Genomic DNA, 21,210 nt, shown 5'->3' on the forward strand with positions numbered 1-21,210 from the left:
GCACATGGATTTTAGTGTTTCGTTTGGTGGTTTTGTCGTCGGGCTGCTGATCGGTATGACGGGTATGGGTGGAGGTCTTGTCATGACACCCATGCTGATTTTTCTCTTTGGTGTGTCCCCCTCTGTAGCCATCGGCACAGATCTCGTCTATATGTCTATCACTAAAATGGTGGGCGCATGGCAACACTGGCGGCAGAAAACGATCGATTTTGTCGTTGTCAAATATCTTTCTTACGGAAGTATCCCGGGGGCTCTGCTGGGTGTGGGGACATTGGCTCTGTTGCAACACTCGTTAGGGAAATCCGGGAATGCCGTCATCGGAAAACTGTTGGGATTGTCCTATCTGTTGGTCGCGGGTGTGATGGTCTGGCGCATTCTCATGCAGAAGTCGAACAGAAGGCCGCAGGAAGGTGTACGACCGGCCGCTTATAAGCTGGTGATTCTCGGGCTTGTCGGCGGTTTTCTCGTTGGGCTGACTTCTGTTGGCAGCGGTACCTTGTTCATGGCTGTGTTGGTGATGATCTATCCTGTGGCGACGGCGAAACTGGTTGGCACCGATATTGTCCAAGCGGTGCTGGTAACTGGAGTGGCCGGACTCGCTCACATGGCGGCCGGAACTGTCAACTTCCCACTCGTCGGCTCCCTGTTGATCGGGTCGATCCCGGGTATCTTGATCGGCAGCCGGTTGGTCATGAAGTTGCCTGAATTGGTGGTTCGCACCTGTCTGGTTTTGATGTTGTTTTTCTCGGGGATGAAATTACTGTAGCAGCAAGAGGAGGATCTATCGATGAAGGAAAAAGACTTAATTGCTCCGCATGGAGGCGTTCTGATCGACCGTCTCTTGACAGGGGCGGAACGGGAGAAGGAACTTGAGAAGGCAAAGACTTATAAAAAAGTGGAGATCGATACATTCGCCTTGTCAGATCTAGAACTGATCGGAATCGGCGCATTTTCGCCCCTGACCGGTTTTATGAGCCGGCAGGATTATGAATCGGTTCTTCAAACGATGCACTTGTCTACCGGTGAAGTATGGAGCCTTCCAGTCACGTTGCCTGTGACGGAAGAGACTGCGGAAGGCATTCGTGAAGGCGAGCATGTGGCACTCGTTCATCAAGGAACGATCTATGGGACGTTGGAGGTGAGAGAAAAGTACCGGGTGGATAAGCGACATGAAGCGGAATGTGTCTATCGCACGACGGAGGAAGCACATCCCGGGGTGGCGAAATTGTACGCACGGCCTGACATCTATTTGGCTGGACCCGTGTACGTGTTAAACCGCAAAAAACCGGAACAGTTTGCCGAGTATTATCTCGATCCGAAAGAGACGCGCGCCTTGTTCCGCGCGAAGGGATGGCGAACGGTTGTCGGTTTCCAGACACGAAATCCGGTGCACCGGGCTCATGAATATATTCAAAAATGCGCACTCGAAATCGTTGATGGCCTCTTTCTAAATCCGCTGGTCGGTGAAACGAAAGCGGATGACATTCCCGCGGACGTACGGATGCGTTCCTATCAGGTCTTGTTGGAAAACTATTATCCGAAAGAACGGGTGGCGTTTGCTTGTTTTCCTGCCGCGATGCGCTATGCGGGTCCACGTGAGGCGGTCTTTCACGCCATGGTGCGAAAGAATTATGGGTGCACGCATTTTATCGTCGGCCGGGATCATGCGGGTGTCGGCAATTATTACGGAACGTATGACGCCCAGAAAATATTCGGTGAGTTTACCGCCGAAGAATTAGGGATTACGCCCCTGTTTTTTGAACACAGTTTTTACTGCAGAAAATGCGCGAGTATGGCATCGACCAAGACATGTCCGCATGATGAGAAAGATCGTTTGATGCTCTCCGGTACGAAAGTTCGTGAGAAACTGCGCAATGGAGAAATGTTGCCGCCGGAATTCAGTCGTCCGGAAGTAGCGGCTGTGTTGATTGCAGGATTGCGCGAATTTGCGACTGTGAAATGACCGTATCCGAACAATTTCTAAAAAAAGCGCTTCTTTCCAAATAAGAAGCGCTTTTTTCTATAAACTTTTACCCGTTTTTTTTGTATATTTAAAAACAGGAACAGAAATTAGGCACATTGATTTGAAAAAAGAAGGGAAACCCAATGATGTAATGAATTTGGGATGAACTCAGTCAGTAGGTGGACGGCGTGCAAAATTTTTTGGATGTAATTAAACCGTTTAGTATTACAGATGCACTCGATATTCTTATCGTCGCTTTTGTTCTTTATCGCATGATTTTATTGATTCGCGGAACGCGCGCTGTACAACTGTTAAAAGGAATTTTCGTCATTCTCGTGATGACGGGAATTGCAGGATATTTGAATTTGCGTGCGTTGAAGTGGATTTTAGATAAAACATTAACGATCGGTTTGTTTGCGATTCCCGTCGTGTTTCAGCCAGAATTGCGTCGTGCCTTAGAAACCCTAGGGCGCGGGGGATTCTTTACTCGCTCCTTGTACATGTCCAATGAAAACGAAGAAGATATCCGCAAGATGATCGCGGAATTGACCAAAGCCACGCAGATTCTCTCTAAGAATCGCATCGGTGCCCTTATGGTGTTGGAGAGGGACACGGGTTTAAACGATTATACGGAAACGGGGATCCCGATCGATGCGGTAGTTACCTCGGAACTGCTCATCAACATCTTCATCCCTAATACCCCTCTGCACGATGGGGCTGTGATCATTCGTCAGAACCGCATTGTGGCGGCCAGTTGTTTTTTGCCGTTAACGGATCGGCAAGATCTGAGCAAAGAACTGGGAACCCGCCATCGTGCCGCGGTAGGGATGGCTGAACAATCGGATGCCGTGAGTATCGTGGTCTCGGAGGAAACCGGGCAAATTTCTGTGGCGGTAGGCGACTCATTGACACGCAATTTGGATGAACAGTCGTTTCGCGAATATTTGTCAACACTCCTTATGCCGCAAAAGTCATCAGGGTTCTCGCTCTTTGGGAGAAAGGCGGAAAGCTAAGTGGATTCATTTCTCAAGAACAACAATGTCGTTCGTGTCATCGCTTTGGTTCTTGCTGTCATGGTCTGGCTGATCGTAAAAGGATCTCCGGAAGACACTTCCACGGGGTTTGCGGTGACGGTTAGCGATACAGTCACACATGATGTAACGGTTCTTTATGACAGGAACCGCGTTGCGTTGGTGGAACCACCCCCCAGTGTCAAATTGACATTACATGGAGATCGCATGAGTATCATGCAAGCGAAATGGGCGACTTCCCTGTGGAATGTGACGGTGGATGCAAGGAACATCGGGCCGGGTGAATATTTCCTTCCTGTCACGGTCGAAGGATTGCCGCACGGGGTAGTAGCCGACCCGGTACAGGTAAAGGTCGTGTTGGCACCGATCCAATCCCGCCAGTTTGATGTCCAGGCGAAAACGGAAGGAGAACTCGAACCGGGGTATACGCTCGGGTCGATTACGACCTCTCCTTCACAGGTGAATATCACGGGGACTCCTGATCAATTGGCACACGTTAAGAAGGTTGAAGCACGTGTACGTCTGCGAAAAGGAGACACGGGCACGCTGAAACGGAAGGCTTCCGTGTTCGCTTTGGACGAGTCGGGTCAACCGGTCGATGTGTCGATCGACCCGCAGACGGTCGATGCAACGGTTGTGATTACCGCCCAAGGAAATTCGTTTCCGTTGCAAGTACAACTGCAAGGGAAACCGAAGGATGGGTACGTGATTGATGCGGTGAAGCCATCCGTTGCTTCGGTAAGTGTCGTAGGGAGTTTGCAAGGTCAGGATAAGTACACGGTTCCGCTCGATGTTTCAGGCCTCTCGGAAACTCGTACGTTTTCCGTAAAACTGCCGTTATTGCCTGGAGTCACGCAAGTGGTACCGGATACCGTCGATATACAGGTTGTCGTGACTCCGCCGGAACGCCGGACATTTACGAACGTACCGATCCAGGTAACCAACTTGGCGGACGACTATACGGCGGATCTTTCGTCGAAGACTGTCGATATCGTCGTTGAAGGGGAAAAGAAATCGATCGATGCGTTAAAACCGGAAGATGTACAGGCCGTTGTTGATCTATCGGGCCAAGGAGAAGGTACCCAACAGGTGAGTGTTCAAGCGAATATCCGGTCAGATGCTGCTTCTTCACTACGGGTTGTGGATGTGAAGAACAGTTCTGTACAAGTGACGATCCGTAAGAAATCGGTTTAATATCGCATGTAAACGGAATGAATAGGATAGCAGCCTCTTGGGAGTGCCTTGGGTGGATACGACCCAAGGTACCTTTTTTAGTGTACCCTACCATGACGCGAACGACACCCTCAGAGGACTGAAAACTACTTTGAAAATGAGTGCTTGGGTGGGTGTATCGCTTTGCGCTTGGGTTCGATGAAGGTCGTCCCGCCCGGATTCTTAATAGAGGTTGCGGAACGACCTTCAACTCACCTCTGCGCTGCAAAGCGATACAACCCACCCAAAAGATACTCCGTTGCATAAGGCAGCTTAAATCTCTCTTCCCGCACAAGAAACTTTTCATCCTCTGATGGCGCCGCTTGCGGTAGATACCCAACAAACCACAATTTTTTCAAAAGTAGGATCGAGGACACCATTGCAGGAAGGTCGTTTGTGTGCGACAATGGGTTGATAGAAATGAGTGTTATAGATTTGCTAGTTTGTTCCTCTTTTTTTTTGAGCGTGGACGTTTGCTATCATCATTGATAGGAAGACATAGTAAACATGAGACTATATTGAAATAAAGGGGTTCACTGATCGTGGGACGTTATTTTGGAACAGATGGTGTTCGCGGCGTTGCGAACACGGAACTGACTCCTGAATTAGCTTATCGTTTAGGACGCGCAGGGGCCTATGTGTTGACCCGTTCGCAGAAACATGCGCGCATTGTGGTAGGAAAAGATACACGCATCTCGGGGGATCTGCTCGAGTCTGCACTGATTGCGGGCATGCTGTCCGTGGGAGCGATTGCGATCCGGGTAGGTGTGGTCTCTACACCGGGAGTCGCTTATCTCACCCGTGCATTGGAGGCGGATGCGGGTGTGATGATTTCCGCTTCGCACAATCCAGTCGCCGATAACGGGATCAAGTTTTTCGGTGGCGACGGGTTCAAGCTGCTTGATTCTGTAGAAGAAGAGATCGAGAAGCTGCTGGATGCGGAAGTCGATACCCTTCCCCGTCCGACTGGGAAAGATGTGGGGCGGATCGAGGAACGCATCGACGCGGTGAAACTGTATACCGATTACTTAGGAAAGACTGTCAAAAACCGGTTTAACGGTTTGAAAATCGTCTTGGACTGCGCAAATGGAGCGGCTTCAGCGATCGCTCCACAAGTGTTCTGCAACCTTGGTGCAGAAGTGATCTCCATTCATGCGGAACCGAACGGGGTGAACATCAATGTCAAGTGTGGTTCGACTCATCCTGAAATCGTGCGTGAAGCTGTTCTAGCCAACAGGGCAGATCTGGGGCTTTCATTCGACGGGGATGCCGATCGGCTGATCGCGGTTGATGAGCAAGGTCATATCGTCGATGGTGACTATATCATGCTGATCTTGGCGAAAGCGTTGAAGGAAGCGGGCAAACTGACAGCAAACACGCTTGTGGCAACGGTGATGAGCAATTTCGGTTTTGTAAAGGCTGCGAAAGAACTGGGAATCGATCTGGTTCGCACGGCTGTCGGGGATCGCTATGTAATGGAAGCCATGATCAACGGGGGCTATGTCATCGGCGGAGAGCAATCCGGGCATATCATTTTACTCGATCACAATACGACAGGGGACGGTTTGTTGACAGCCGTTCAATTGGCATCGATCATGGTCGAGAAGAAACAACCGCTCTCGAAACTGCGCGAGATCATGCGTTCCTATCCCCAGGTGCTCGTTAACGTGCGGGTGGCTTCCAAAGAAGGCTGGGAGCAGAAACCGGCGATCCGGCAGGTCATCGCAGACGTGGAGGCGAAGCTCGGCAACGATGGCCGCGTACTGGTTCGTCCGTCGGGTACGGAGCCGTTGATTCGCGTGATGGCAGAAGGTTCGGATGAAGAATTGGTGCGCTCCTACGTAGAACAGATCGCGGAAGTCGTCCGCAGGGAACAAGGAGCGAGCTGATTCCAGCCGCTCCTTCCACTCCTCACTTGTGATGCATAAGATACCGATAAGGGGGTGATGTCAAGGAGAGGAGAATGTAAAGGGCAATCAGTGATGAATAAGACGAAATTGGAAATGGGAGAGAAAGGGGCTGTTTGGATCGAACGAACGAAAAGAACATGTTTACAAAGAAGGAGATGCAAGATTTGGAAGTTTTCGTATGAAGGATCGAAGTTTTTTCGGTCTAGCGCCAGGCCTGCGAGTGAGAGTCTTGCAGGTGACGCGGAGGAGGTTGGCGAATGTTCGGCGGGTGCCTCCCGGCGGTTTCCCCCTGCCGCAAGAGTTGTCTGAAAACCACTGGGTGACCGGTGGGACAAGGACGCTCAGGGGTCGATACGGAATGGGAACTCGCGCCACGTGTGTTTGTATAGGCAAGTCCGATGATGTGGGCGAGCGGGGTTTGTATTGCCTTTTTTCTTATGAAGTGAAGGGAACCGGATTTCAATCCATTTTAATAAGAACGGATCTTACGGCTTAAAAACGTGTTCTCCCGATGATTTGAACATCCTTTTGCAAGGATCGTTTGGAGGGAGTCACGTTTAGTACTCGGAATTCAACAAAAAACGAAAGGCGGCCTGTTTAGGAACGGTCTTGCGGCCGCTTAGACGCTTAAGGAGGATATACTTCTGTGTGTGGAATTGTTGGATATATCGGCTTTCGTCCAGCTCAGGACGTTTTGATCAAAGGGCTTAGCAAATTGGAGTATCGGGGATACGATTCGGCAGGTATTGCCGTTTTTGACAATGGTGACCTGCATGTGGAAAAATCAGTAGGCCGTTTGGCTGTATTGGAAGAACAAATTGATGGAACGATTCCTGGATTTCTGGGAATCGGCCATACACGCTGGGCAACCCATGGACGTCCTTCCGATGATAATGCACACCCACATACCGATTGCAGCGGAAGATTTGTCGTCGTGCATAACGGTATCATTGAAAACTATCTCAAGTTGCGGGAAGAATTGATCGCCAAAGGGCACACGTTCCAGTCGGAAACTGATACGGAAGTGGTCGCTCATTTGATCGAAGAACTGTATGACGGCGATCTCTTCAATACGACGATCCGTTTATTGGAGAAGATCGAAGGTGCTTACGCGCTCGGCATCATCGCAAGAGATGAACCGGATAAGCTCATCGCCGTGCGCAAAGCATCCCCACTCGTGATCGGTATCGGCGAAGGGGAGAATTTTATCGCTTCCGATATTCCTGCCATACTGGAATATACCCGCGAGACCTATATTCTCGATGACGGGGAAATGGCTGTGCTCACACGCGGCCAAGTGGACGTATACGATTTTGCCGGCAACAAGATTGACAAAGATATTTTCCATGTGACATGGGATACGGTAGCGGCAGAGAAGGGCGGCTATGAGCACTTCATGATCAAAGAGATTCATGAACAGCCGAAAGCGATTAAAGATACGTTAACTTCCCGGATCTCGGAAGACGGACAGCGGGTCGTCTTGAATGAAGTGTCACTCACAAAGGAACAGATGAAGGAGATCGACCGCATACACATCATTGCATGCGGCACCTCTTGGCATGCGGGTATCGTAGGGAAAGCGGCGATCGAACAATTGACTCGTGTCCCTGTCGATGTGGAAATCGCCTCTGAATACCGTTACAGCGACCCGATCATCACCGATAAAACACTCGTGATCGTGATTTCCCAATCGGGCGAAACTGCCGACACATTGGCAGCCATGCGCGAGGCGAAGCGTCTTGGATGTGCGCGCGTGCTCGCCATCACGAACGTGGTGGGTTCCACGATCGCCCGTGAAGCGGATGATGTGATCATCACTTGGGCAGGCCCGGAAATTTCGGTGGCTTCCACAAAGGCATACTCGACACAATTGATCGCTCTTTACCTGTTCGCATGCTACTTTGCACAGGAACGCGAAACCGAAGGGGCGAAGGAAGTACCGGAGATCCTGAATGCACTCAAGAACCTGCCCGCTCAGGCGGAAAAAGTCCTTCAGACCGCACCGGCGATCGAAGCGTTCGCTCGCGCATATGCCGACAAAGAAGATGCGTTCTTCATCGGCCGCGGTCTTGACTATGCCGTGTCGCTGGAAGGAGCGCTCAAACTCAAAGAGATCTCCTATATCCATGCGGAAGCGTATGCGGCTGGCGAGCTGAAGCACGGCACCTTGGCTTTGATCATCGAAGGTGTTCCCGTCATCGCCCTCGCCACACAAGATCATCTGTACGAGAAAATGATCTCCAATATCGTCGAAGTCAAAGCGCGCGGCGCTTACGTTCTCGCCCTCGCATGGCAAGGCGATCAAGAGATTGGCAAAACGGTCGACCAGGTGATCACCATCCCGCGCACCTTGCCGTTCCTGGCTCCCGTGCTTGCCGTGATTCCGTTGCAGTTGCTGGCCTACTATGCATCAGTAGCACGCGGCAACGACGTCGACAAGCCGCGGAATTTGGCAAAGAGCGTGACGGTGGAGTAAAGAAGAGAAATATGGGTGGAATTTTTGTGGTCCGTAACTACGTTTGATCCTGACGATAACTAATATTGAACCCGAATTGTAACTACATTTGATCCTAATATGTTCATCCCGTAGTGGCAGAAACCTTGCTACTACGGGATTTTTATTTTAACAACTCAGGATGGAGGTATATGATACAAACTGTCGAATCATGTATATAAAGTGCAAATTCTGCTTAGTGTACCCGTCAAATAAAAACGGTAAATAGTCAAATACCTTGTTCCCTGGCTAAATAAAACTGTTTCCTGAACACGAGTGAAAATCGGATTGAGTACCCGATACCGCTCGTGTTTTTCTTTTAGAGCAGGGAGAAAGCAGGATTTAGGGGTAAGGGATAAGGGGGCGAAAAGCAGGGATAAAAGCAGGGGTTAAATACAAGGGAGATAGGGCGAAAAGCCCGTCAAATCAAGGGTTTCAAGGGATAAGAGGGAGAGAAAACGTGGGGGAATGATTGAGAAAAAGCGGGAGAATAAGATTGAGAAAAGGCAGGAAGATGGACCCAAACCCCTTAACCCTTGACCCTTATACCTGCCTTTCCACGGAACGTTTTTATTTTCCTAAAAAAAGCGGGGAGTAGGGTAAAACAGGGGTAAGGGAAGGGGGATTCAGACACCGTTTTTATTTGACGACAGAAAATGGAAAAAATCAAGAATGCAGGTGGGACAAGGGATGAGGGGATGGGGGAGGGAAGGTCAGTGTACATTTATTTTTTATGCTTACAACTGGACAGGTCTTTTGGACCTTCCCTGCTTTAGCCGACGAAGTTAGCTGACGGGTAGGATGGCAGAGAAGTGCTTCACTCATCCCTCCTGAAATCCTCAGGATTAACCCCACTTGATTGGTTCCTCCGCTCTTGGCTTTCACCAAGATTAGGCCGTGATTCAATTGTTGATATGATCATACTCCTTATTCAAACAGTATGCACGAGCGTATTTTTCACAAAAAAGACTTATTTTTTACCTCAATCCGTAATTAGACATAATTAAAGATATTCAATCATACAGTATCTCATTTTTTGTTGTATCGCTATCATTGCGGGACGGTAACGAATGGTTGCGGCTGCAGATACTATTCGTTATAATAAACATAAATGAAAATATGGGGAGTGTTGGAGGAGCCTGTCACCTGAGGCTCCTTTTATATTTTTTACCAAAAAATAACGAGGGGGAAAACCATGCATTCTCATTCGGTTGACATTGCGGTTAACTTCCTTAGATCAATGCTTATTTTTCTTTTAACAGGAACTGTTGGAGGAAAAGTAGCTGAAAAAATACGAATTCCTGATGTCGTTCTTTACATTTTAATCGGGATACTGTTGTCTCCATCATGCCTAGGTATTATCGAAATGAAAGCTGATTCGCCATCTTATCAGGTTATCCTCCTGTTTGGAGCCTCATTTATTCTCTTTCATGGCGGGATGATTACACACCTAGACATACTGAAACAGGTGTGGCGCACGATTATACTCCTTTCTACCGTAGGTATGATTGTGACGGCGTTGGTTGTGAGCATTGCTGCCGTTTGGGTTTTCCATATTCCATTTCTACCGGCCTTATTATTGGGGGCTATTCTTGCATCCACAGATCCTGCAGCACTGGTTCCTATTTTCAATAAATTCCCAGTACGACACAAGGTCAGTCAGACTGTAATCACCGAGTCAGCCTTTACCGATGCGACAGGTGCAATCATGACGACTGTCGTTTTCTCCCTGCTTATGATCGGTGGAGGCAGTATCGAATGGGGAAGCATTGGACTCCAATTCGTACGACTTGCCATTGGCGGCATACTGGTCGGCAGCGTAATCGGATGGATCGCCGCCTTCCTCATATCGGAGAATGACCGCGGCCTTCTGCGTGAGTTCACGCCGATGGTCATAGTCATCACCGTGCTAGCCGCCTATCTCGTTGCGGAACGGATTCATGCCAGTGGCTTCATGAGTGTATTCGTGGCCGGGATAATGATCGGCAACGCCGCATGGTTCAAGTTGACCATTCTACCGAAGCAGGAGCATGCGGCACATGATTTCATTGAAGCGCTCGCCTTGAAACTACGGATGCTCATTTTTATCCTCCTGGGGAGCCAAGTTGATTTTAAGGTGCTTCAGGAATACGGATTGCAGAGCCTCCTGATCGTACTTATTTTCATGTTTGTCGCGCGCCCGCTCACCGTACTGCTTTGCCTCTTGCCGGATCGAAAGGCGAAATGGCAGAAGAATGAAGTTTTATTTATGTTCTGGACCCGTGAAACGGGAGTGATCGCGGCGGCTCTGGTTGGTATCGTAGCAAGTTCCGGCTTGTCGGAAGGCAAGTTAATGTCCGCGATCGTCTTTGTGGCGATTCTGTCGACCTTGCTATTACAGGCGAGTACCACACCAGCCGTCGCGAAGAATCTCCGCCTCCTGGAGGAAGAGCATTCGACAACAGTAAAAAACTAGAGTTCCTAAAAAGTAAGAGGATGCAGACGAGTTCAGGCACATCCTCTTACTTTATTTTCTGTGCTTGTACATTGCGTTCCAAGTGCAGCAATTCGCTGCGTGGTCGTTATTTGCTTTTTTTGGAGCAACAATTGGGTAAACTACATGGGATCACCAAGTGAAGGGAGAGCGTTTACGCGATGATGCATAGTCATTGGCTTCATCCTCTTCTCGTTATCACCGCTGTCGTGGCGATCCTGTTTGCCATCTTCAAATTTAGCGGTTTGAAGCGAATTATCATCGGACGGCCGTTGCGAATACTCCTATGGAAGAAACACTTCGTGCACTTGATGACCTTCAAGCGCAAGGTAAGATTCTCTATCCAGCGGTAAGCAATTGGGCAGCCTGGCAAATTGCCAAGGCATTAGGAATTTCTGCAAAAGAACAACTTGCTCGATTTGAATTAATACAACCAATGTATAACTTGGTGAAACGTCAAGCTGAGGTCGAAATTTTGCCCCTCGCCGTTTCCGAACAACTTGGAGTCATTTCCTATAGTCCTTTAGGAGGCGGACTCCTTACAGGAAAATATGGGGTGAATAAACGACCAGAGCAAGGACGGTTGGTTGAAGATAAAAGATATAAGGATCGCTATGCGGATGAAATGAATTTTATTGTAGCTGACCGATTTAACGCCTATGCTGCGAAACATGGCATACACCCCGCAACGCTTGCAGTTGCCTGGGTGATGTCCCATCCTGCAATTACAGCACCTATTATCGGGGCAAGAAATTTAGAACAGCTTGAGGATTCGCTCGCTGCTATCGATGTGGATATGACTCCACAATGGCGTGATGAAATATTGTTACTCCTGCGCCTGCAACGGACCGTACAGAAACGCTACTGCCGATGTGGACATGCCTCCATAACTGGATTGTCCAGCGGACACCCTTACGTGCCCGCTTTTCATGTCTAAAATCGCCGTACCTCTTGTTGAAATGAAGGAGGCATAAATTCAAGATTGCCAATGAGATGATTTGTATGAATATTCACTCCTCAGCAGCGGCTGTTGTGGTTGGGCAGGTTAGCGAAAGATGACTTGATTAACTGTGAGAGCCGATATTATAGATTCACCTTTAACAAAAATCCAGGGTGTTTGCCATGACATGAGATGGGAAGGCATTTTATTCGGTGTGCCCGGCATGGGCGTTGTCTATAGGGTGGAAGTCCCGAATGGCGAAGGTAGCAGTAGCCATAGCTCAAGGCAAGGGTGTCCGCCGCGAGGCGGAATCTGAAGGAAGCTGGCGGCAAACCTCCGGCCTGAGGAACACGAACTTCATATAAGGCTAGCGATCGTTGGATGAGTCTGCCGAACAAGACGAAGTCCTTGCTACCGAAGGCGATCGAGAGTAAATGAAGCAGGTAGATGGAGGGAAAGACAGCGCTCTTACCCGGGGAGGCCTGCCGGCGCGCCGATTCAATTGGTAACCCGTACCGCGAGGTACGGCTGAACCGGCAGGAGTCAGCAGAGGCCATAGTACCTATAAGGAGACGTCTAAACAGGGAAGGGCCGAACATGATTGTGAGGGTTGTTCATGGCTAGTTCGAGAGAAGAACAAAGAAAGCAGAAAATCCCGAAGGGGAGCTATCTTCAGGAGGAAGCAGTGAATCTGCGGGGGACTGGAGAAGCGCCGAGTTCTCCTCCGGCACGACCCAAGAACCAACCCGCGAAGTACGTCAGGATTTCCTGATGGAGCAAGTGGTAAACCGCGAGAATATGCTCATGGCCCTGCACCGTGTCGAGAGAAACAAAGGAGCGGCAGGAGTTGACGGAATGGAGATAAAATCCCTTCGACCATTCTTGCTCGACAACTGGACGCATATCCGAAACCAACTTCTCAACGGAACCTATCAACCGAAACCGGTCCGTCGAGTCGAAATCCCGAAACCAGACGGAGGAATACGGTTGCTAGGAATTCCAACGGTGCTGGACCGCTTGATCCAGCAGGCTCTTCTACAAGTCTTAACCCCGATCTTTGATCCCACGTTCTCGTCGCAGAGCTACGGCTTTCGCCCAGGGCGCAAAGCGCATATGGCCGTGAAACAAGCCCAGTCCTACATACGAGAAGGATACCGATATGTAGTAGACATGGACTTAGAGAAGTTCTTTGATCGAGTGAACCACGACATCCTTATGGCGAAGCTTGCGAGAAAGATCATGGACAAACGCATTCTACGACTGATTCGTCGTTACCTACAGGCGGGAGTGATGATCAACGGATGTTGTGTAGCGACCGAAGAGGGAACGCCGCAAGGCGGCCCATTAAGTCCGCTCCTCGCGAATGTCATGCTGGATGAACTTGATAAAGAACTGACAAAAAGAGGCCATCGATTTGTGCGCTACGCTGATGATTGTGCGCCACGAAGGCGTAGAGCTAGTTGAAAGCTCGAAGGCCATGCTTAATCGAAGATGAGGGTGGGCCCCTCGGAGCCGCCATGCAGGTGGAGGCTTCAAACCACCGTAAGCTGCTATGGTCAAAAGCCATGGTAGTGAGCGTTACGGAAAAGGCGTAGCATGACTTCGTCAGGTGTGTGCCAATGGAGACGAACACAAGTGAACCACTGATAAAGTGTCGAAAGCGTAAGGATGTCATCAAAACCGGGAGGGAGTCGTTAGCCCGGGATAAGTCTGGAGGATACCTGCTTACTGTCCAGATGGTGGCCGACATGGAGGTGGCGTGAACGTGGCACAGGCTTCGATTAGGAACGTGGGAACCTGCATTTCGATGTTAAGGGAAAACTCCAAGTGGAAGAAACGCAAGGACGAAAGTACCAATGCGATATGCAGGGGCGGAACAACCCGTAGTAGTCATGAAACTTCGTAATGGAAGCGGAGCGAAGGGGTTGTGTTATCCAGTTTTGAACAGTGGTCAACCGCAAGGGAGGAGCCAATGAGCAAAACAAAGTCTTACGAAATCTCCAAACATGTAGTACTCGAAGCGTTCCAAAGAGTAAAAGCCAACGGAGGAGCAGCCGGAGTAGACAACGTCAGCCTGGAGAAGTTCGAGTCAAATCTGAAAAATAACCTTTATAAGATTTGGAACAGAATGTCGTCCGGGAGCTACTTTCCACCCCCCGGTGAAGGCGGTAGAAATACCCAAGAAAACGGGAGGTACGCGCATTCTCGGAATACCCACTGTGGCGGACCGAGTAGCGCAAATGGTCGTTAAAATCCATTTCGAGCCGAAGGTGGAGCCACACTTTCACCCGGATTCCTATGGATATCGACCAGGAAAGTCGGCAGCAGATGCACTTGCAGTTACTCGAAAAAGATGTTGGAAGTATGATTGGGTGTTAGAATTTGACATCAAGGGGTTGTTCGACAACATTGACCACGAACTATTGATGAAGGCCGTCCGCAAACACACGGACAATCCATGGGTGATTCTCTACATTGAGAGATGGCTAAAGGCACCATTTGAGATGCCAGATGGAACCGTTGTGGAGCGGACAAAGGGCACACCGCAAGGCGGTGTAATAAGTCCTGTACTTGCAAATCTGTTTCTTCACTATGCGTTTGACAAATGGATGCGAAGATTAAGAATGTGCCTGCTAAAACAATGGAAGGAACCGAAGACAAGAAGAAGGAATCTGATTGCCCTAGGAATCCCAGAGGAGCAAGCGGTTCTGATAAGCGGATCACGAAAAGGTTACTGGAGACTCTCCAGGACACCGCAATTAAATAAAGCCCTTGGCCTCACCTATTGGCGGAAACAAGGACTTACAAGCTTAGTCGATAGACTTGACATACTTCGTTCCACAACATGAACCGCCGTATACCGAACGGTACGTACGGTGGTGTGAGGAGACGGGGGCTAGCCGCCCCCTCTTACTCGATTCCTATGGTCGTATTGCGCTCTCAGGCGCTTGATATCCTTTTTAGGTGAATAACCAAACATGCGGGAATATTCACGGCTGAATTGTGATGGACTTTCATAGCCTACCCGGAATGCGACATCAGCGGCATCTGTTGACTCGGATAATAACAGGCGTCGTGCTTCCTGCAGTCTCAGTTGTTTTTGGAACTGAATCGGGCTCATAGCGGTTACCTCTTTAAAGTGCCTATGAAGCGAAGAAACGCTCATATTCGCTATTTCTGCAAGCTCCTCGATCCGAAAAGACTTATCATAGTTATTCATGATGTATTCGATAACGTCTCTGATTCGATAGGCACTGCTTCCTTCTATTGCAATTTGTGCCAGCGTAACCCCATGCTGCCCTTGCAGAACTCTATAGAGAATTTCCTTCATGAACAGAGGCGCAAGTACCGGGATATCCTTTGGATTTTCCAGCAAACGAACTAACCTGAGTACCGCATCCAACAAAGATGACTCCATCCGGCTGACAAACATAGCTCGCTTAGCATTTTCTTTCGGTTCAACTCGAATTTCGGAATCACTTAAAACCTCTAAGATTTGACCCGGCGTAAATTCAAGTTTGAAACCCATATAAGGAACGTCGGAAGAGGCTTCCGTGACTTGGGCGATAACCGGCAAGTCAACGGATGCAACTAGGTAATCGGCAGGACTGTACTTAAAGCGCTCCTGTGCCAGCCATACCTCCTTCGCTCCTTGAACCACAATGCATAAAGACGGCTTGTAAACTCCGTAACTTGGTTCGGTCACATTCGAGTGACGCATGAAAAATAGAGACGGAATAGCAGTTGCGTGAACACCGTCCCGGACTGAATAACGATCAATGAGTTTGGCGAGCTCATCCTGCTGTTTATATATTCGTTCAGACACAAGATCCACCTCGTTTCTTCGTCCTTGATAGCTCGATTATAGTCCATATTCGTCTGTCGCATAAATGGTGGTGAGAGGATTAGGCAATCATTTGGGACGAATGGGATAACGGTCGCTTTTTCATTTGTTGCATAATAAGGATGCCCGAAGCTGTTCCATAAATTGATTTCCATGCATGTACATTATGTATAGACGGGTGGATATGGGAAAATCGATTCATGTGCATCCGAATCTTTCAATGTTAACAAGAAAGGATTGAGCTGTCTATTATGTGCAATATTCAGAAAAAAGCGATTATGACCCGTGCTCTAAGTGTCCCAAGTGCAAATGCACCATTTGAACGAACCACTATTGAGCGGAGAGAATTACGACCAGACGACGTCTTAATTGATATTAGGTTTTGTGGTATTTGCCACTCCGATATTCACAATGCACACAATGATTGGGGTACCGGAATCTTCCCAATGGTTCCTGGTCACGAAATTGCAGGAGTCGTCACAGCAGTAGGAGCGGAAGTTACAAAATTTTCTGTTGGTGATCGCGTTGGCGTTGGTTGCTTTGTTGACTCCTGCGGAGAATGCGAATACTGCCTCCGTGGTGAGGAGCAATTTTGTACGAAAGGCGTTGTCTTATCATATAATTCATTAGACTACGATGGTAATCTAACATACGGTGGTTATAGCCAGAAAATAGTTGTAAAAGAAAAGTTTGTTGTCCGCATTCCAGACAGTTTGGCTCTGGATGTTGCTAGCCCGCTATTGTGTGCAGGCATCACCACGTACTCTCCTTTGAAACACTGGAACGCCGGTCCTGGTAAAAAGGTTGCCATTGTGGGGATGGGAGGGCTTGGTCACCTAGCGATCCAATTTGCGCATGCCATGGGTGCTGAAGTAACTGTTTTGAGTCGGTCTATGAATAAGAAAGATGAAGCCCTCGGTTTCGGCGCAGATCATTACTTTGCAACCAGTGATCCCGATACATTCACTGCGTTGGCTGGTCGTTTTGACCTCATCTTAAACACAGTGTCAGCCAATCTTGATGTTGATGCGTACTTATCCATGCTTCGCGTGGATGGAACGCTTGTAAATGTCGGTGCACCAAACAAGTCAGATCAATACAATGTATTTTCCTTACTCATGGGTCGTCGTAGCATTGCAGGTTCACTCGTTGGTGGAATTCGGGAAACGCAAGAGATGCTCGATTTCGCCGCAGAGCACGGCATTACCCCTCAAATTGAGGTAATACGTGCTGACCAAGTCGACGAAGCCTATGAGCGTGTTCTCCGTAGCGATGTACGTTATCGATTCGTGATTGACATATCTACCTTGTAATATTCCCAACAACAGAGGATGTAAATGGGATAAAAATGAGTGACTTGACCCATGTTCTTTAAAAGACAGGAGGATTTCATATGCAAAAAGTAATTTTGAACAATGGTGTTGAGATGCCTATACTCGGCTTTGGTGTTTATCAGATTGAAGATGCAAAGGAATGTGAACAATGCGTTTATGACGCCATTATGACAGGCTATCGTCTGATTGATACCGCTGCCGCTTATCAAAATGAAGAAGCGGTTGGAAGAGCAATCAAACGGAGTGGCGTGCCAAGAGAGGAAATGTTTATTACTACAAAACTCTGGATTCAGGATGCTGGTTATGAGAGCACAAAGAAAGCATTTGCAAAATCACTGGAAAGATTACAATTGGATTATTTGGATTTGTATTTAATTCATCAGCCATTTGGTGATGTGTATGGATCTTGGCGTGCTATGGAGGAATTGTATCGCGAAGGAAAGATCAGGGCAATCGGAGTTAGTAACTTCCAGATGGATCGTCTGGTAGATTTGATGATACACAATGAAGTAATTCCTGCCGTAAACCAGATTGAAACGCACCCTTTCTGCCAGCAAATAGAAAGTTCTAAATTTATGAAAGATAACAATGTTCAGATAGAGTCGTGGGCACCTTTTGCTGAAGGAAGAAATAACATCTTCCAGAATGAAGTTTTAGTATCAATAGCTGAAAAGTATAATAAATCCGTTGCTCAGGTGATTTTACGTTGGTTGACACAAAGAGAAGTCGTTGTGATTCCAAAGTCTGTTCATAAAGAGAGAATCATCGAAAACTTTAATATCTTTGACTTTGAATTAAGCCAAGAGGATATGGAGAGGATTGCTACGTTAGATACGAAAAAGAGCTTGTTCTTTTCACATAACGATCCTGAAATCGTGAAATGGCTCTGTAACCGTAAATTTGATATGTAGTGCTCTTATACAACACAACGAAATGAAGTGCAGAGAAGAGGCAAGCCAATCAGGCTTGTTTTTTTACCCGATTTTGAAAGGGAGTTTTGAATTTGAGTAACGTTTTAATCCTTGGAGCAAACGGCGGAATCGCACGGATTATTTCTAAACGAAACGGATGTCCAGTTGACGCTTTATTTGCGTAACTCGCGCAGACTCAGAAACATGAATTCAAACCGCGTTCGAATCATCGAAGGCGATGTTATGGATATTGAAAAATTAAAAAAAGCCATGATTGGACAGGATGTTGTCTATGCCAATCTAGCTGGCAATCTGGAACCAATGGCAAAAAACATTGTGGAGGCAATGAACGCGACTGGCGCTAAACGGTTAATTTGGATCAGTTCAATGGGAATTTATGATGAAGTCCCAGGAGAAAAGTATGGAAGCATATTAGAACCATATCGAAGGTCAGCGGCTATCATTGAAGCCTCAGACCTCGACTATACGATTTTGAGACCCGGATGGTTTACCAATAAAGATGAAATTGATTACGAGACAACTCAGAAAGGCGAACTATTCAAAGGGCATGAAGTATCGCGTAAGAGTGTTGCAGCCTTGGTTGTTAAGTTAGCTACATCGCCCGAATTGGAAGTTCGTCGCAGCTTGGGAGTGAATAAACCTGTGCATTAATGATTGACGAATATGGGGAAGCCGATTCATGCAGATCCAAAGTTTACAGTGTTTGCAAGAAAGGAACGTGTTAACTATGCCAAACATTCAAGGGAAAGTTGTCATTATTACCGGTGCCTCTAGTGGGATTGGAGAAGCGACTGCAAAAGAACTTGCTTCGAAAGGCGCGAAGTTGGTTCTTGCAGCTCGTCGCGAAGATCGGTTGAAGAAACTGCAAGAAGAAATTCAAAACAAAAGAGGTCAAGCCATTTACAAAGTGACCGATGTGACTTCGTACGAGCAAGTGGAAGAGCTCGCTCAGTATGCTCTTAAAGAGTTTGGAAAAATCGATGTATTAGTCAACAATGCCGGAATCATGCCGCATTCGTTCCTTTATAAGAAAAAAGTGGATGACTGGAACCGAATGATTGACGTCAACATCAAAGGCGTTCTGTATGGCATTGCAGCTGTGCTTCCTTCGATGAGGGAACGGAAAGAAGGACATATTATCAACGTTTCTTCAGTAGCCGGACACGTGGTCGGCGCTGGAAGCACGGTGTATGCCGCAACGAAGTTTGCTGTGCGCGCAATTTCTGAAGGTCTGCGTAAAGAAGAGATTGGCAACAACATACGCTCAACGATCATCTCGCCTGGGGCGGTTGCTACGGAATTAACAAATTCAGTGACAGATCCGGACCTAAAACCTAGCATTGATGAAATTTATAAAGGTGCGATCGATGCCGACAGTATTGCTCGTGCCATTGCTTTTGCAATTGAACAACCATCTGACGTCGCGATTAACGAGATGATCATTCGTCCTACGCGTCAAGAGCGGTAATTTGGCTGTCAACAGAAAGGAAGATAAATCATGCAAAAACGTAAATTGGGAAAAAGTGGACTCGAAGTTTCTGCTATTGGGCTCGGTTGCATGGGAATGAGCTATGGTTATGGTCCTGCTTCGGACAAGAAAGAGATGATTTCGCTGATCCATGCGGCGATTGACCGTGGTGTTACTTTCTTCGACACCGCCGAAGTTTATGGTCCATATGTGAATGAGGAGTTGGTAGGAGAAGCTCTTGCCCCATTCAAGGGAAAGGTGGTCATCGCCACCAAATTCGGTATCAAAATGGTAAATGGCAAGCAGTTGCTTGACAGCAAGCCGAAGCACATTCGGCAGTCCGTCGAAGGCTCGCTCAAACGCCTAAAAGTCGAAGCCATAGACCTATACTACCAGCATCGGGTTGATCCGGAGGTGCCAATCGAAGAGGTAGCGGGAGTCGTGAAAGATCTGATCCAGGAAGGTAAGGTTAAGCATTGGGGGCTTTCGGAGGCAGGAGTGCAAACGATTCGCCGTGCACACGCAGTTCAGCCGCTCACTGCAGTTCAAAGTGAATACTCAATGATGTGGAGAAGCCCTGAAGAAGAACTGCTGCCTACTCTCGAGGAACTCGGAATCGGCTTCGTTCCATTCAGCCCGCTGGGCAAGGGCTTCCTTACCGGAACAATTGATAAGAATGCAACATTCGTTGAATCCGACTTCCGCAGCATTGTTCCTCGCTTCAAACCGGAGAATCTCGAAGCAAATCAAGTTTTGGTCGAACTGATAAAGAAGATTGCTGCAGGGAAAAACGCAACGCCGGCTCAAATCGCACTCGCATGGGTGCTTGCCCAGAAGCCATGGATTGTTCCGATTCCCGGCACGCGCAAATTGGAGCGCCTGGAAGAAAATCTTGGCGCAGTGGACGTTGTGCTGACTCCCGAGGAGCTAAGTGATTTGAACGACGCTCTCTCGAAAATCAAGATTTCGGGAGATCGCTATCCGGCAGGTTCAGAGTACGCAAATAGAACGGGTAAATAACGAGTAATCAGGTTTTGGTTGATTTATTTAAAGCGCGCTACTGTCGATGTGGACATAGATCCACAAGTGGATTGTCCAGCGGACGCCCAAAAGGTTGTCCGCTTTTCATTTGCAAAATCGTGAGGAGTGGGTTGGAGACAATGAGCAACACCTGGAAAATTTACATGCTAACCCTGATCAGCTTCTTGGTTGGCACATCACAATTCGTCATCGTAGGTATTTTGGACAAAGTTGCTGCTTCTGTCGACGTATCAGTATCGGCGGCGGGACAGTTAATCAGCGTATTCCAACGTAATCGGCACGCCAGTCGTCATGGTGGCGACGGCGATGAGACCACATACCGGGCCTTGCTCCACAGTACGACGTAGACGGTCTGCGAGACCCAATGAAGTTCATTGAGATTCTTGAATCCGCTCAATCTACTATTCTATGAAATGACGGGGAAGCTATTATGGAAAGGTTGTTAAAGTCCGAAAGAGACCACAAGTCAAAGTTCGTGGGTGAAGGCTCATAGATTCCTTTTCGTATCGAGTCCGATTGCCAGACTTCGTGAAATCCGTCAGGTGCTGGAGGCCAGCACCCGCTTCAG

At 48.2% G+C, this 21,210-nt stretch carries 14 protein-coding genes, 3 pseudogenes and 1 riboswitch; of the genes and pseudogenes, 16 read left to right on the forward strand and 1 reads right to left on the reverse strand.

What is annotated here, in order from left to right; all coding sequences use genetic code 11:
* Positions 1-4: 4 nt before the first annotated feature.
* The 10 genes and pseudogenes from DNHGIG_RS08725 (at position 5) to DNHGIG_RS21180 (ending at position 14,872) form a co-directional block, all read left to right on the forward strand.
* Positions 5-766 carry a sulfite exporter TauE/SafE family protein gene (locus tag DNHGIG_RS08725; RefSeq protein WP_282199299.1) on the forward strand — a complete coding sequence of 254 codons (762 nt, stop codon included), beginning with the start codon at positions 5-7 and terminating at the stop codon, positions 764-766.
* A gap of 21 nt (positions 767-787) precedes the next feature.
* Entirely contained in the window at positions 788-1,963 is a 1,176-nt protein-coding gene (sat, locus tag DNHGIG_RS08730; RefSeq protein WP_282199300.1) for a sulfate adenylyltransferase, read from the forward strand.
* Between the two features lie 188 nt (positions 1,964-2,151).
* Positions 2,152-2,976: a diadenylate cyclase CdaA gene (cdaA, locus tag DNHGIG_RS08735; RefSeq protein ID WP_282199301.1), complete on the forward strand. Its 825-nt coding sequence runs from the start codon at positions 2,152-2,154 to the stop codon at positions 2,974-2,976.
* On the forward strand, positions 2,977-4,188 hold the full coding sequence (locus DNHGIG_RS08740; protein WP_282199302.1) for a CdaR family protein: 1,212 nt from the start codon (positions 2,977-2,979) through the stop codon (positions 4,186-4,188).
* Between the two features lie 560 nt (positions 4,189-4,748).
* The gene (gene glmM, locus DNHGIG_RS08745; RefSeq protein WP_282199303.1) at positions 4,749-6,095 is read left to right on the forward strand and encodes a phosphoglucosamine mutase; all 1,347 of its coding nucleotides are present in this window, start codon (positions 4,749-4,751) and stop codon (positions 6,093-6,095) included.
* Between the two features lie 667 nt (positions 6,096-6,762).
* Positions 6,763-8,592, forward strand: a complete 1,830-nt coding sequence (glmS, locus tag DNHGIG_RS08750) for a glutamine--fructose-6-phosphate transaminase (isomerizing) (RefSeq protein ID WP_282199304.1) — start codon at positions 6,763-6,765, stop codon at positions 8,590-8,592.
* A 778-nt stretch (positions 8,593-9,370) separates the two neighbouring features.
* Positions 9,371-9,517: riboswitch (cyclic di-AMP (ydaO/yuaA leader) on the reverse strand.
* A 288-nt stretch (positions 9,518-9,805) separates the two neighbouring features.
* On the forward strand, positions 9,806-11,065 hold the full coding sequence (locus DNHGIG_RS08755) for a cation:proton antiporter (RefSeq protein WP_282199305.1): 1,260 nt from the start codon (positions 9,806-9,808) through the stop codon (positions 11,063-11,065).
* Between the two features lie 304 nt (positions 11,066-11,369).
* Complete coding sequence (locus DNHGIG_RS08760) at positions 11,370-12,020, forward strand: aldo/keto reductase (protein ID WP_282199306.1); 651 nt, start codon at positions 11,370-11,372, stop codon at positions 12,018-12,020.
* 774 nt (positions 12,021-12,794) lie between these two features.
* Positions 12,795-13,460, forward strand: a pseudogene (gene ltrA, locus DNHGIG_RS08765) (group II intron reverse transcriptase/maturase); the annotation flags it as partial.
* A 782-nt stretch (positions 13,461-14,242) separates the two neighbouring features.
* On the forward strand, positions 14,243-14,872 hold the full coding sequence (locus tag DNHGIG_RS21180; RefSeq protein WP_282199307.1) for a reverse transcriptase domain-containing protein: 630 nt from the start codon (positions 14,243-14,245) through the stop codon (positions 14,870-14,872).
* A gap of 47 nt (positions 14,873-14,919) precedes the next feature.
* Here the strand turns inward: DNHGIG_RS21180 and DNHGIG_RS08775 are convergent, their stop codons facing one another.
* Positions 14,920-15,849 (reverse strand): AraC family transcriptional regulator, encoded by a 930-nt coding sequence (locus tag DNHGIG_RS08775; protein WP_282199308.1) that lies wholly within the window; start codon positions 15,847-15,849, stop codon positions 14,920-14,922.
* A 296-nt stretch (positions 15,850-16,145) separates the two neighbouring features.
* On the opposite strand from DNHGIG_RS08775, the gene DNHGIG_RS08780 reads away from it, so the two are divergent.
* The 6 genes and pseudogenes from DNHGIG_RS08780 to DNHGIG_RS08805 all read left to right on the forward strand — a co-directional run.
* Positions 16,146-17,180 (forward strand): NAD(P)-dependent alcohol dehydrogenase, encoded by a 1,035-nt coding sequence (locus tag DNHGIG_RS08780; RefSeq protein ID WP_439647768.1) that lies wholly within the window; start codon positions 16,146-16,148, stop codon positions 17,178-17,180.
* A gap of 80 nt (positions 17,181-17,260) precedes the next feature.
* Positions 17,261-18,112 (forward strand): aldo/keto reductase, encoded by an 852-nt coding sequence (locus DNHGIG_RS08785; RefSeq protein ID WP_282199310.1) that lies wholly within the window; start codon positions 17,261-17,263, stop codon positions 18,110-18,112.
* Positions 18,113-18,204: 92 nt separating this feature from the next.
* A pseudogene (locus DNHGIG_RS08790) lies at positions 18,205-18,784 on the forward strand (NAD(P)H-binding protein).
* 76 nt (positions 18,785-18,860) lie between these two features.
* Positions 18,861-19,601, forward strand: a complete 741-nt coding sequence (locus tag DNHGIG_RS08795; protein ID WP_282201392.1) for an SDR family oxidoreductase — start codon at positions 18,861-18,863, stop codon at positions 19,599-19,601.
* Positions 19,602-19,631: 30 nt separating this feature from the next.
* Positions 19,632-20,621 (forward strand): aldo/keto reductase, encoded by a 990-nt coding sequence (locus DNHGIG_RS08800; RefSeq protein WP_282199311.1) that lies wholly within the window; start codon positions 19,632-19,634, stop codon positions 20,619-20,621.
* A gap of 140 nt (positions 20,622-20,761) precedes the next feature.
* Positions 20,762-20,948 (forward strand): annotated as a pseudogene (locus DNHGIG_RS08805) (MFS transporter); the annotation flags it as partial.
* Positions 20,949-21,210: the final 262 nt, after the last annotated feature.

The sequence above is a fragment of the Collibacillus ludicampi genome, from assembly GCF_023705585.1.
GTDB classification, from domain to species: domain Bacteria; phylum Bacillota; class Bacilli; order Tumebacillales; family BOQE01; genus Collibacillus; species Collibacillus ludicampi.